This is a genomic window from Streptomyces sp. NPDC029041 (assembly GCF_040637515.1).
Classification (GTDB): Bacteria; Actinomycetota; Actinomycetes; order Streptomycetales; family Streptomycetaceae; genus Streptomyces.
On the sequence record NZ_JBEZWO010000002.1, the window covers coordinates 124,793 to 137,912 of the forward strand.

Consider the following 13,120-nt stretch of genomic DNA (forward strand, 5'->3'; position numbering starts at 1 on the left):
TACCACTACACCAAAAGCCGCATCACGGGACGTCAGCGGGCGTATGCCCCGCGTGCCGTGCTCAGCCGGCGGCGGCCAGCACCGCCCGCACGACCCTCGGCAGCGAGTCCGGGTGCAGCCCCAGGAACAGGTTCGGCTCGATCAGCTCCAGCTCCATCACGCACGGCTCACCGTCCGGCCCGGTGACGAGGTCCACGCGCGCGTACAGCAGTTCGGCTTCCCCGGGGACGGCGGCCAGCGCCCGCTCGGCGACGGCCCGTTCGGCCGCGGTCGGCTCCCAGGGGCGGAGGTCGGGATGGGCGACCTTGTCGGCGTCGTACGGCGTACCCGGCGCGAGCACGGCGCCCTTGACGCTGGCGTGCAGCAGACGCCCGCCGAAGAACTGCAGGGCGCGCTCGCCGTGCGTGTCGATGCCGCTCAGGTAGGGCTGCACCATGACGGTGAACCCCTCGGCGTGCATGCGCTCGACCTGCCGTGCGGCGGCGTCCCGCTCCCCGGCCGGGTAGCGGGCGGCGTACCGGGCACCGGCTCCGGAAGCCGGCTTGACGACGTACTCGCGGTCGGCGGGCAGGGCGACGGGGTCGCCGGGAGCGAAGTACCGGGTGGGCACGGCGGGCACTCCGGCCTCGGCGAGCTGCCCGAGGTAGCGCTTGTCGGCGTTCCACCGCACGACGCCGACCGGGTTGGCGAGCCGGGTCGCCTCGGCGCACCGCTCGGCCCACGCCGTGAACTCCGCGGCGCGCCAGCTGTAGTCCCACGTGGAGCGAAGGAGGGCGAGATCGAACCCGGACCAGTCCGTGCCCGGGTCGTCCCAGGCGACGGCCACGGCATCGGCCCCGGCTTCCCGCAGCGCGTCCACCAGCACCGGAAGGTCCCGGTCCTTGTGCTGCTCGCCGCGGGGGTCGTAGGTGACGACGGCGATGCGCGGGGTGCCGGCCACGGCGACTCCCTCCTCGTACGGACGATCGGGTCGATGTCCGTCGCAGGCTAGCAATCCCGTCCGGAACCGGGACACCCCGTTTGACCTTCACCTTCGGTGAAGCCCCAGCATCGGTGGCGGAACGGACGAGCGCGCGGGGCGCGGGAACGGTGGGACGGATGGCCATGCTCACGATCGGCGCGTTCGCGAAGGCGTGCCGGCTCTCGCCGAAGGCGCTGCGCCTGTACGACGAACTGGACCTGCTGCGGCCCGCCCGCGTGGACCCGGACACCGGATACCGGTACTACGCGGCAGCGCAGCTGGAGCAGGCCCGGCTGGTGGCGTGGCTGCGGCGGCTGGGCATGCCGCTGGCCGAGATCCGCCGGGTGTGCCTCCTGCGCGACCGCGACGCGTCGACCGCCGCCCGTGAGATCCGCGCCTACTGGGCGCGCGTCGAGGCGGAGACGGCGGTCCGGCGCGACCTCGCCGCGTTCCTGGTCGATCACCTGACGACGGGCCCGGACGGGCCCGGGAAGGACACCGCCATGCTGGAACTGCGCTACTCCGCCCATTCGGACACCGGCCGCGTGCGCCCCGCCAACCAGGACACCGCCTACGCGGGCGCCCGGCTGCTCGCCGTCGCCGACGGCTTCGGACCGGCGGGCGCACCCGCGAGCAGTGCCGCTGTGGAAGCGCTCCGCTTCCTGGACACCGACGAGGTCCCCGCCGGTGGTGTCCTCGACCTCCTGGAGGACGCGGTACGGGGCGCCGAACAGGCCGTACGGGACGTCGCCGACGGCTCCGACGACATCGGCACGACCCTGACGGCCCTGCTGTGGACGGGGTCGCGGCCGGCACTGGTGCACATCGGCGACTCCCGCGCCTATCTGCTGCGCGACGGTGAACTGTTCCGCATCACGCACGACCACACCATGGTCCAGTCGATGGTCGACGAGGGCCGGCTGACGCCGGAGGAGGCGGCTTCCCACCCCGAGCGGGCCCTGCTCCTGAAAGCCCTGACCGGAGGCGGGTCCGGCGCGGCCCCGGACCTCCGCCTGCTGCACGAGACCCGGCCCGACGACCGCTATTTGCTCTGCTCCGACGGCCTGTCGGGCGTCGTCCCCGACGCCCGCGTCCTGGAGCTCCTCGCCTCGCCCGCCTCCCCCGACGAGACGGTGCGGGCCCTGGTCGAGGCGGCGAACGCGGCGGGCGGTCCGGACAACGTCAGTTGTGTGGTGGCGGACGTCGTGGAGACGACGGTTCACGCGGGCCTCTAGGACCCGGGTGCGCGGACCGCCCCCGGGGCGCACGTTTCTTCCGGCGGCCGATGGTGTACGGAGGAATCGTGGTCGCGGTCGTCCCGGCGGCGGCCTGGCTGGTGAAGGCCGTGCCCGGCTGGGGACAGCCGGGCCGGCGCCCGTGAACAGGCGAACAGCTGAGGAGATGTGACGCGTGACCTCCCTTTTCCCCGCCCTGACCGGCGGCGCTGCCGACAGGCCCGCCCTGCGGTTCGGCGAGCGCTCCCTGACCTACGGCGAGCTCGCCGCCGCGGCCGGTGCGACGGCGGAACGTGTCGGGGACGCCCGCCGGGTCGCCATCTGGGCGACGCCCACCATGGAGACCGCCGTCGCCGTCGTCGCCGCGTTGCTGGCGGGGATCGCCGCCGTGCCGCTCAACCCCAGGTCCGGCGAGAAGGAGCTCGGGCACATCCTGTCCGACAGCGCCCCCGACCTGGTGCTCACGGCGCCCGACGACCAACTCCCGGCTCCCGTACGGGACCTGCCCCGCCTGGACGTCGACGTCCACGGCTCCGGCCCCGTCCCCGAGGAGCACGCCGACGAGAACGCCCCGGCCCTGATCGTCTACACCTCCGGCACCACCGGCCCGCCCAAGGGCGCCGTCCTGCCGCGCCGGGCCGTCGCGACCACCCTGGACGCCCTGGCCGACGCCTGGCAGTGGACCGGCGACGACGTGCTCGTCCACGGACTGCCCCTGTTCCACGTGCACGGCCTGGTCCTGGGCACCCTCGGCCCGCTGCGGCGCGGTGGCTCGGTGCGCCACCTGGGCCGCTTCACCACCCAGGGCGTCGCCCGCGAGCTGAACGCCGGAGCGACCATGCTGTTCGGTGTGCCGACGATGTACCACCGCATCGCGGAGGCGGTGACGAGCGACCCGGACCTGGTGAAGGCACTGACCGGGGCACGGCTGCTGGTCTCCGGCTCCGCCGCGCTGCCGGTGCACGACCACGGCCGGATCGCGACCGCGACCGGGCGGCGGGTGATCGAGCGCTACGGCATGACGGAGACGCTGATGAACACCAGCGTCCGCGCCGACGGCGAGGCCCGCCCGGGCACGGTCGGCGTGCCCCTGCCCGGGGTGGAGCTGCGGCTGGTCGAGGAGGACGGCTCGGAGGTCACCGCGTACGACGGGGAGACGGTGGGCGAGATCCAGGTGCGCGGGCCCAACCTGTTCACCGAGTACCTCAACCGTCCCGACGCCACCGCCGCGGCCTTCACCGCGGACGGCTTCTTCCGCACCGGCGACATGGCGGTGCGCGACCCCGACGGCTACGTCCGGATCGTCGGCCGCAAGGCCACCGACCTGATCAAGAGCGGTGGTTACAAGATCGGGGCCGGTGAGATCGAGAACGCGCTGCTGGAACACCCCGGGGTGCGGGAGGCGGCCGTCACCGGGGAGCCGGACGCCGACCTGGGCGAGCGGATCGTGGCGTGGATCGTGCCGGCGGACCCCCAAGCGCCCCCCGGCCTCGAGGAGTTGGCGGACCATGTGGCGCGGCGGCTCGCGCCGCACAAGCGGCCGCGGGTCGTGCACCACCTCGACGCCCTGCCCCGCAACGACATGGGGAAGATCATGAAGCGGGCGCTGGCCCATGACTGACCTCCGCTCCGCCCGAGCGGTCGTCACCGCCCTGGCCGACGACGCCACCTTCGCGGAACTCCCCGCCCCGCCGGGGCACTCCAGGCCCGACGGCCCGCTCGCCTGGCCGGGTTACGACGCCTCCCTCGCCCGCGCCGCCGAACGCACCGGCGAGCAGGAGTCCGTGGTCTGCGGCACCGCCCGCGTGGGCGGCACCCGGGCCGTGCTGATCGCCTTCGAGTTCGGCTTCCTCGGCGGCTCCCTGGGCGAGCGCACCGGCGACCGGCTGGAGGCGGCGTACGCGTACGCCCGCGAACGCCGCTTCCCGGTGGTGCCGCTGGTGGCGACGGGCGGCAGCCGCATGCAGGAGGGCATGCTGGCGCTGACCCAACTCCAGCGGGTGGCCCGCCAGTCGGCGCTCACGCGGGAGGCCTCCCTGGCCCAGGTCGCGATCCTGCGCGACCCGACGACCGGGGGCGGCTGGGCCACCCTGGGCGCGGGCGCCGACGTGACGCTCGCGCTGCCCGGCGCCCAGGTGGGATTCGCCGGCTCCCGGGTGCGCCCGGCGGACGCGGACCCGGCGGCGTACACGGCTGAGGCCCAGGTGGCGACGGGCGCGGCGGACGCGGTCGTCCGACCGGAAGAACTGCGCGAGACGCTGGGGCGGTGGCTGCGGCTGCTGACGTGCCCGTCCACCACGCCCGCCCCGCCGCCCGAACCGCTCGGCGGGTCCACGGTCCTGCCCGCCACGGGCTGGGACGCCGTCCGCCGCGCCCGTTCGCCCCTGCGGCCGCGGGCCGCCGCCTACCTCGACGCGTACTTCACCGACCGGGTCGCGATCAGCGGCGACCGCTGCGGCGGCACGGACCCGGACGGCATGCTGTGCGGCTTCGGCACGCACGAGGGCCGTACGGTCGCGTACGCCGCGCAGACCGGGACGGCGACCCGTCCCGCCGGTTATCGCACCGCCGCCCGGCTGATCCGCCTCGCCGACCGGCTCGGCATCCCGGTGCTGACGCTGGTGGACACCCCGGGCGCGGCCAACGACGCGGAGGCGGAGCGGCAGGGCGTGGGCGCGGCGATCGCCGACCTGTTCGGGGTGGTCGCGGGTGCCCGCACCCCGGTGACGACACTGGTGATCGGCGAGGGCGGCTCCGGCGGCGCCCTGGCCCTGGCGGCCCCCGGCAACACCTGGGCCACCCCCGACAGCTACTTCTCCGTGATCGCGCCGGAACTCGCGGCGGCCATCCTCAAACGGCCCCCGCGTGAGGTGGAGTCGACGGCGGACCAGCTGCGCATCCGGCCCCAGGACCTGGTGGAACTGGGGGTGATCCGGGGGACGGTCGGCGGGTGAGGCCGTGAACACCCCCGTTCCGGGAAGGGGCCCCGGCCTCCCGGCGCCCACCCGGCCGGCGGCTGCGCGGGGGCCGGACACGAGGCGAAGGCGGCGTCCCGCGCCCCTCGAACCCCCCGTTCGGCGGTGCCCCGCCCGGCCCCCCAGGAAAGGCGGCCCGGGCCCCTCCCGCGCACGATGCGAAGGAGGCCCGCCATCCGGCGGACCCACGCCTGCGAGGCCCGCCACCTGGCGGCCCCCCACGGTCTGTGCTCTCGGGAGGACCTGCCATGACCGCCAGTCTGGAGCAGTTGCGCCGCTGCCACTTCGCCGTCGACCTGGGGGCGGCCCGCACACGCGTCTACGTCAAGGGCGCCGGGCTCGTCGTCGACCAGCCGTCCGCCGCCGCCGTGAACACCCGCACCGGCGCGCTGATCGCGGTCGGCGAGCTCGCCGAGAAGATGACGGGCCGCACCCCGCACTACATCCGGGTGGTCCGGCCGGTCTCCGGCGGCACCGTCGTCGACATCGAGATGGCGCAGCGCATGCTGCGGCATCTGCTCGGCGACAAGATGCGCCGCGCGCTGCGCCGCAAGCCGATCCTGCGGGCCGCGGCCTGCACCCCGCACGACGCCGACCCGCTGGCCCAGCGCGCCGCGATCGAGACGCTCGTGGGGCTGGGGGCGCGCCGGGTGGAACTGGTCGACACGCTCATCGCCGCGGCCGTCGGCTGCGGGCTGCCCGTGGAGCAGCCCGAGGCCACGATGATCATGGTGTGCGGGGCGGCGGCCACGCAGGTGGCCGTGCTGTCCCTCGGCTCGATCGTGACCGCCGAGCGGATCCCGGTGGGCGGCGAGGCCGTCGACCACGCGATCGTGCAGCACCTGCGTCACAAGCACGAGCTGATGCTGCCGAGCCAGTCGGTACGGCCGTTGCAGCTGGCCCTGTCCGGCAACGGCCTCACCGCGCAGGGCCCGGCCTCCACGGAGATCCACGGCCGGGACGTCGCCACGGGCCTGGCGCGTTCCGTCCAGGTCGACACGGCGGCCGTCCGGGAGGCCATCCAGACGCCGCTCACCGCGATCCTCGACGGCATCGGCAAGGTGCTGCGGGACTGCCCGCCCGACCTGGTCGCCGACCTGGCCGACCGGGGGATCATGATGGTCGGCGGCAGCGCCCTGCTGCCCGGCCTGGACCAGATGCTGCGGCAGGCCACCGGCATGCCGGTGCACATCGCCGAGCGGCCGGACGTGTGCGCCGTGCAGGGGCTCGGAGCCATGCTGGAGGGCAGGATCGCGCCACTGGCCCTGGACCCGCTGGGTTCCTGAGCACCGGCCGCCGACACCGAGCGCCTCACCCCCGCCGACAGACGCCGGGCGCCCTCACACCGGCCCCAGACTCCGGATGCCTTCACACCCGCCCCAGACTCCGGGCGCCCTCACACCGGCCCCAGACTCCGGATGCCTTCACACCGACCCCAGACTCCGGATGCCTTGACGCCGACCCCAGACTCCGGGCGCCTTCACACCGGCCCCAGACTCCGGATGCCAGAGCCCGGCCGTGGACGCCGAGAGCCCGAGCCCCGGTCGCGGACGCCACGAGCCTGAGCGCCGGTCGCGGACGCCACGAGCCCGACCCCCGGTCCCAGACGCCACGAGCCCAACCCCCGGTCCCAGACGCCACGAGCCCAACCCCCGGTCCCAGACGCCACGAGCCCAACCCCCGGTCGCGGACGCCACGAGCCCGAGCGCCGGTCGCGGACGCCGGATGCGCGAGCGCAGGGCCGTCGAGTGTCTGGCCCCAGGCTGTCGACGCCGAGAGCCTGAGCGCTTCGTCACGGGCCGGGCGCCGACCGGGCGGGCGGGTCAGCGGGCGAACCAGCAGCGCACGGTCGTCCCGCTGTCGCCGCGGTGCACCCGCACCAGGTCGGCGATCAGGTTGACCAGCAGGATCCCGCGCCCGCCGCGCTGATCGCGGGGCACGGGCCGGCGTCCGGCCAGGACGTCCGTGATGTGCCCGTCGTCGTGGACCTCGCACACCACGTACCCGTCCTCGGGCCACACCCGGAGCACACCCGAACCACCGCCGTGCACCACGCTGTTGGTGGTGAGCTCGGCCGTGGCGAGGGCCAGGTCGTCGAGCTTCACGCCGACGAGGCCGAGCCGCGCGCCCTCCCCGACGGCCACGTACCGGGCATGGGAGAGGGAGTCGGAGTCGAAGGCGAACTTCAGCGCCTCGGGCACGGGCGGCAACGCCTGGTTGTAGCGGACGACCACGTCCTCGGGGGCGTACGCCGTGCTGTCCTGCTCCGTCCGGGACCCGGGGTGGATGACGGTGGGATGGGTGACGTACGCGTCGCTGACCATGTGCTCGGGCAGCCGCGCCACGTCGTACGGGCACATGATCGTCGCGGTCCGGCCCTGGAAGGCGGCGTTGATGAGCGCCTCGTGCTGGGCGCAGGCCGGGTACTCGGTGGCGGACCGGCCCGCCCAGACGGGCTCGCCGATGATCCGTACCCGGCGGCCGGGCGGCTGGGCGTCGGCGAAGGCACGCAGCACGCCCGGGATGATGCGCCCGGGATTGCGTCCGGCCTCGCGCATGTCCAGCAGCCGCACGGCGTCGGCGGCATCCCCCAGCGCGTCCCTGATCAGGGCGAGGTTCTTGCCGGGCACGGCGACGGCGACCGGCTCGCCGGCGTCCAGGCCGTCACGCACGAAGGGCAGGGTGCCGTCGAGGTACTCCTGCTCGTCCCGGTAGAAGAGGGCGGGGTGGGCGAAGGGGTCCAGGGGCCCGAAGGGCTCGGTGACAGCGGTGGTCATGACGTCGACACCTCGATCCCCGTCTGCCCGGGCCAGAGCAGGTCCAGCGTCCGCCGCAGGGCCGCCGGCGGGCGGCGCACCACGAACCTCCGGCCGTCCGGGAGCTGCCCGGCCGCGGCCGCGAGGGCACCGGCGCCCGCGACGTCGACGAACGTCACGTCGGACAGCTCAAGGTAGTACACGTCCTCACCCTCGCGAACAGCCTCTTCCAGCACGCCTTCCCAGATCGCACGCGTCGTCAGACCGACCTCCCCCGCCGCCCGGACGCCCCGCCGCCCGGCGAGCGGGAACACCGCCAGGCCCGGCACGGGGCCGGCCGCCGGAAGCTGATGCCGAGTCTTCACGGCCCTCTCCCCCGTTTCCGGCTCCCCCGTTTCCGGACCACAGCCCTCGTACCCGTACGGCAGAAGCTCATTCCCCGGAAGGGAGTGTAGTAAGCCGTACGGCGGGCAGGCGCAGCTCACACAGGACGTCCACGGGGGCGAGAGACGTCGTGCAGTCCGGCGAGACGCACACGACCGACGAGGACCGACAAGGCGGTGACATGACCTCAGCGGCATCACCACATCTCACGGGAGGGCTGGACACCCTGGTCATCCGTGGCCGCGTCGACGCGGACCGCGCCGAGCTCACCCCGCGGGGTGAGCTCGTCCACGGTTGCGCGGACACCCTGGCGCGAACCCTGGCCGGCCTGCCGGCCACCGTCACGCGGGTGGACCTGGACATGGGGGGCGTGCACTTCATGGACACGGCGGGGCTGCAGTTCCTGGACGTGCTGGCCGACCACGGCCGGCGGCGTGCGCTGACGGTGAGGGCGACGAACTGGAACGGCCAGCCGCGCCGGATCCTGGAGCTGGCGGGCCTGGACACGACCGATCCGCTGACCGGCCCGGAGAGCACGGGCCCCGCTCCCGCCGCGCCACCGGCCGTCCGCACCGTCTCCGCGGTCGCCCTGGAGCGCGCGGAGTGCCTGCACGTCCTCCAGGAGGAGGTCGAGCAGCTGCGCCAGGCGATCGCCTCCCGCCCCGTCATCGACCAGGCGCGGGGCATCCTCATGGCCACGCACGGCTGCGCGTCCGACGAGGCGTGGCACATCCTGCGGGAGACGTCCCAGCTGTCGAACACGAAGCTGAGGGACGTCGCGGCGGCGGTGACGGCGAGCGCGGAGGCGGACGGCCCGGCCCCGTCGGCCGAGCTGCGCACGGCGCTGCACCGGGCCGTGGCCAGGCGCCGGCGGGGCTGAGGGGTGAGGGACCGGGGTCCGGGGGCGGTGTTCCCCGGACCACCGGGGTACCCGGCAGCCGACTGCTGCGCGAGGAGGTACACGATGAGTGACCACACCCCGTCCCAGGCCGAGGGCGACCGCGACGACGAGCAGGACACGACCCCGCGTCCCACCCCGTCCCAGGCGGAGGGCGACCGCGACGACGAGAACACCCCGGGCGGGGACGACCCGCGTCAGGACACCCCGACGGAGGAGTCCCCATGACGGAGGAGTCCCGGTGATGGAGGGGACCCGGTGACGGCGGAGTCCCTCTGACGGAGGAGCCCCGGAAACGGAGGAGATTCGGAAACGGAGGAGGGCACATACGGGCGGCTCGGCGGGGAACCCGTATCTCCCCTACCAGTCAGAGGAGTTACCCGTGGTCGTCGCCTTCGTCATCGCCGGGTGCGTGCTGCTGGCCGTGCTCGCCTTCCTCGTCCCCCGCCTCTCCCGCCACCCGGAGCGCGGCACTCAGCGTTCGCTCGGCGCGGGCGCCCGGGCCGGCGGCAAGGCACCCGGTGTCCTGGGCAGGCTCTTCGCCAAGCCCTTCCACACGAGCTCCCGCGCGGTGAGCCGCAGCGGCTCGGCCGGCCGCCGCACCCGCGGCCGCATGCCCTTCTGACCCACCGCGCGGCCGCGTCGCCCGGCATGCTGGTCCGGTACGCAGGGCAGGCAGAAGGAGACCTTTCTCGATGGGCACCGCAGTGCACGTCCCGCAGACACGGGACATGATCGGGGAGGAGCTCTCCGGGGACGAGGCGTTCACCGCCCTGCGGCGCTACGGAGGCCGCCGGCTGCTCGTCGACGCGTTCACCCGCTTCCGCTACGCCGACGGCTTCAGCAACTCCCGCTCCCTCGCCTTCCAGGTGGTCCTGGGCATGGTGCCGATCACCATCGCCCTGGTCGGCGTGGCCACCACCGTGCACACGGAGAGCGTGGGGCGGATCATCGAACTCACCCTCGGCCGGATCGTGCCCGGCGCCAGCACGCGTCTGGTCGAGGACGCCCTGCACGGCACCGAACGCAGTGCCGGTTCCGGCGTCTGGGGCGCCGTCGCCATGTGGCTGGGCCTGGCGTTCGCCGTGCTCAACCTGGCCTCGGCGATGGCCCAGGTCGAACGCGGCGCCAACCGCATCTACGGCATCGAGCGCGACCGGCCCTTCCTGGCCAAGTACGGCCGCTCCCTGTTGCTCGCCGTCGCCGCGGGCATGCCTATGGTGCTGGGCTTCCTCGTCCTCGTGGCCGGTGACGCCGTCGGCGGTGCGGTGGTGCAGGCCCTCGGCTGGTCCGGTGCGTGGCTCGACTGGTGGGAGGCTCTGGACCTGCCGCTGGGTGTGCTGCTCGCGTGGGTGGCCTCCTCGGCGATCTTCCGCTGGGCGCCCCGCCGTGACCAACCGGGCTACACCTGGCTCGCGTTCGGCTCCGCGGTCCACCTGGTGCTGTGGATCACGGCCACCTGGCTGCTGGCGCTCTACGTCGCGAAGAGCGGCTCCTTCGGCGCCGTCTACGGGCCGCTGACGGCCTTCGTCGCCCTGCTTCTGTGGGCGAACCTGACCGGTGTGGTGCTGTTCCTCGGCATCGCGTTCGCCGCCCAGCTCGAAGCGGCCCGGGCCGGGATCACCGAGGCCGTGCGGCCGGATCCGGGACCGGGGCCGTGAGGTGCTTCCCTGACGCGCGCCCGGCCCCTGTGATCCACCGGCTGAACCAGGACGTATCGTCCTGGGTGTGAGCGATGTGCCCCCCGCGACCACAGCACCGGCGGACCGAGAAGCGACCTCCGAACCCTCGGAGCGGGCCGACCGCCAGGTGACCGGCGACGACCCGGCCCTGCGGGCGGCCTACCGGCTGTGCCGGCGCCGGACGAGAGCCCAGGACCCGGCGGAGTACGCGCTGATCCAGCTGGTTCCGGCGGCCCTGCGCCCGGCTCTGCACGCCCTGTGGGCGGCCGCCAACGCCCTCGACGACCTGGGCGACGACAGCACGGTGCCCGCCGCCGAGCGGGCGGCCCGGGTCGAGGCCTGGATCAGCGCCCTGCACCGCGAACTGCCCGGCGGCACCAGCCCGGACCCGGTCCGCCACGCCCTGGTGGACACCGCGAACCGCTGGCGCCTGGACCTGTCCGAGCTGCGGGACGCCATGGCCCAGGTCCGGGACGACACCCGCGGCAGGCAGTTCGCCGACTGGGCGCAGTGGCGCGCCTGGGGCCGGGACAATCTGCTGCCCTGGTTCGGTCTGGTCCGCACGGTCTTCGACCGGGCCGGGGTTCCCGTCGCCCTGCGCATGGACACCCGGGAGACCTACGAGGAGTTCCTCGACGGCGTCCGGCTCACCGACATCCTCACCGACCTGTCCGCCGACCTCGCCCAGGGTGATCTGCTCCTGCCCGCCGAGGCCCTCGACCTGCACCCCGGGTCCGCGGCCGACCTGGCGCAGCGACGCTGGAGCCCCGCCGTCGCCGCCCTGGTCACGCGGCTGACCGGTCTGGCCCGCCGGTGGGTGAGCCAGGAGTCCCTCACCCGGGGCATGCACCCCGGGCCCGCCACGGTCCTGCACACGATGGCCGCCCTGCTGTGCGCCCAGCTCGACGCCGTCGACGCGGCCGGCCCGGACCTGCTGCGCTCCGCGCCCCGGCCCGCACTGCGCACCCGGGCCCGCATCCTCGCCCCCGCCCGGGCCCGCGCGGCCCTGGCCTGGAGCCTGACGCCGCTCACGGCGCCGCCGCACCGTCCCGGCGCGAGCCGGGCATCGGCACCCGCCGGGCCGGCACCCACCGGTGCCTTCCGGCTGCCGCCGCCCCATCCGAGCGGCGAGCGGCCGCCCGAGATCCCGCCCGGCCTGATGCCCGCCCATGTCGCCGTGATCATGGACGGCAACGGCCGCTGGGCCCAGCAGCGCGGCCTGCCCCGGCACGCGGGTCACCGCGCCGGCGCCTCGACCGTCCGCGAGGTGGTCCACGGCGCGCTGGACATCGGTCTGCGCCACCTGACGCTCTACACCTTCTCCACCGAGAACTGGCACCGCGAGCCGGAGGAGGTCGACGCGATCCTCGGCCTGCTCCGCGACGAACTGGCCGAGAACCCCTTCCGCGACCTGGACGTCCGGCTGCGCTGGCACGGCCGCGCCGGCCGCCTGCCTCCCGACCTTGTCGACCTCCTCCACCTGCGGGAGCGCACGACCCGGGCCCGCACCGGCCTGACGCTGACGATGTGCATCGACTACGGCGGCCGGGACGAACTCACCCGCACGGCCGCCGCCCTGGCCCAGCGGGCCCGGGCGGGCCGTCTGGAGCCCGGCCTGATCGCCGAGGACGACTTCGCGGAGCACCTGCCGCACCCGGACATGCCCGACGTGGACCTGCTCTGGCGCACGGGCGGCGAACAGCGCGTCTCCAACTTCCTGCCCTGGCACACGGCCTACGCCGAGCTGTACTTCACCCCCGGCCTGTGGCCCGACGCCGACCGCCGCGACCTCTGGCAGGCGGTCAGCGCCTACACCCTCCGCCAGCGCCACCACGGCGCGACTCCGGCCACGACGGGCGAGCTCGCTGCTGCCGACGGGCCGTCAGCGGGCCGCTGTGTGACGGCCCCTGGCACGGGATCGGGCGGGTGATCCTGGGGGGCCGCTTTGGACACCCGGCGTGGACTCGTTGAGCGCGCAACTGGCTCCCGGGCCACGGCGCTCGGCTCGCGATGAGTGCACCGGCGTGAACCGGGAGCTGAAGCTTCAACAAGCGGGCGTGCCGGGCAACCGTACGGTCAGGGCCGGGCGTTCATCCTGATGCAGGAGCACCCAAGTGGCCGTACCGTAATGAAGAGAGACATAAGGGGTCGCGGCGCGGTGTCGGCTCCGCTGCGGGAAACGCTCGTGAGAGTTCCCGACCGCACGATGCCGTCGAGGCGCAAGCCGAA

General features: G+C 74.6%; 12 protein-coding genes. 9 read left to right on the top strand and 3 right to left on the bottom strand.

What is annotated here, in order from left to right; translation table 11 throughout:
• Window positions 1–61 precede the first annotated feature (61 nt).
• On the bottom strand, window positions 62–940 hold the full coding sequence (locus AB0F04_RS04150) for a hypothetical protein (protein ID WP_362037573.1): 879 nt from the start codon (window positions 938–940) through the stop codon (window positions 62–64).
• A 158-nt stretch (window positions 941–1,098) separates the two neighbouring features.
• On the opposite strand from AB0F04_RS04150, the gene AB0F04_RS04155 reads away from it, so the two are divergent.
• The 4 genes from AB0F04_RS04155 to AB0F04_RS04170 all read left to right on the top strand — a co-directional run bounded on the left by AB0F04_RS04155 (window position 1,099) and on the right by AB0F04_RS04170 (window position 6,457).
• Window positions 1,099–2,196, top strand: a complete 1,098-nt coding sequence (locus AB0F04_RS04155; RefSeq protein WP_362037575.1) for a MerR family transcriptional regulator — start codon at window positions 1,099–1,101, stop codon at window positions 2,194–2,196.
• 175 nt (window positions 2,197–2,371) lie between these two features.
• The gene (locus AB0F04_RS04160; RefSeq protein ID WP_362037578.1) at window positions 2,372–3,817 is read left to right on the top strand and encodes an acyl-CoA synthetase; all 1,446 of its coding nucleotides are present in this window, start codon (window positions 2,372–2,374) and stop codon (window positions 3,815–3,817) included.
• Entirely contained in the window at window positions 3,810–5,150 is a 1,341-nt protein-coding gene (locus AB0F04_RS04165; protein ID WP_362037581.1) for a carboxyl transferase domain-containing protein, read from the top strand. Before AB0F04_RS04160 ends, AB0F04_RS04165 begins: the two co-directional genes overlap by 8 nt.
• A 269-nt stretch (window positions 5,151–5,419) precedes the next feature.
• Entirely contained in the window at window positions 5,420–6,457 is a 1,038-nt protein-coding gene (locus tag AB0F04_RS04170) for a rod shape-determining protein (protein WP_362037584.1), read from the top strand.
• A gap of 537 nt (window positions 6,458–6,994) precedes the next feature.
• Here the strand turns inward: AB0F04_RS04170 and AB0F04_RS04175 are convergent.
• The gene (locus AB0F04_RS04175; RefSeq protein ID WP_362037587.1) at window positions 6,995–7,948 is read right to left on the bottom strand and encodes an anti-sigma factor RsbA family regulatory protein; all 954 of its coding nucleotides are present in this window, start codon (window positions 7,946–7,948) and stop codon (window positions 6,995–6,997) included.
• Window positions 7,945–8,292 (bottom strand): STAS domain-containing protein, encoded by a 348-nt coding sequence (locus AB0F04_RS04180; protein WP_362037589.1) that lies wholly within the window; start codon window positions 8,290–8,292, stop codon window positions 7,945–7,947. The genes AB0F04_RS04175 and AB0F04_RS04180 overlap by 4 nt, the downstream gene beginning before the upstream one ends.
• A gap of 200 nt (window positions 8,293–8,492) precedes the next feature.
• On the opposite strand from AB0F04_RS04180, the gene AB0F04_RS04185 reads away from it, so the two are divergent.
• The 5 genes from AB0F04_RS04185 to uppS all read left to right on the top strand — a co-directional run bounded on the left by AB0F04_RS04185 (window position 8,493) and on the right by uppS (window position 12,821).
• Complete coding sequence (locus tag AB0F04_RS04185; protein ID WP_362037592.1) at window positions 8,493–9,191, top strand: ANTAR domain-containing protein; 699 nt, start codon at window positions 8,493–8,495, stop codon at window positions 9,189–9,191.
• A gap of 84 nt (window positions 9,192–9,275) precedes the next feature.
• Window positions 9,276–9,437, top strand: a complete 162-nt coding sequence (locus AB0F04_RS04190; RefSeq protein WP_362037595.1) for a hypothetical protein — start codon at window positions 9,276–9,278, stop codon at window positions 9,435–9,437.
• Between the two features lie 154 nt (window positions 9,438–9,591).
• Window positions 9,592–9,834: a DUF6411 family protein gene (locus AB0F04_RS04195; protein WP_362037597.1), complete on the top strand. Its 243-nt coding sequence runs from the start codon at window positions 9,592–9,594 to the stop codon at window positions 9,832–9,834.
• Between the two features lie 70 nt (window positions 9,835–9,904).
• Complete coding sequence (locus AB0F04_RS04200; protein WP_362037600.1) at window positions 9,905–10,870, top strand: YihY/virulence factor BrkB family protein; 966 nt, start codon at window positions 9,905–9,907, stop codon at window positions 10,868–10,870.
• A 67-nt stretch (window positions 10,871–10,937) separates the two neighbouring features.
• Entirely contained in the window at window positions 10,938–12,821 is a 1,884-nt protein-coding gene (uppS, locus tag AB0F04_RS04205) for a polyprenyl diphosphate synthase (protein WP_362037603.1), read from the top strand.
• Window positions 12,822–13,120 lie beyond the last annotated feature (299 nt).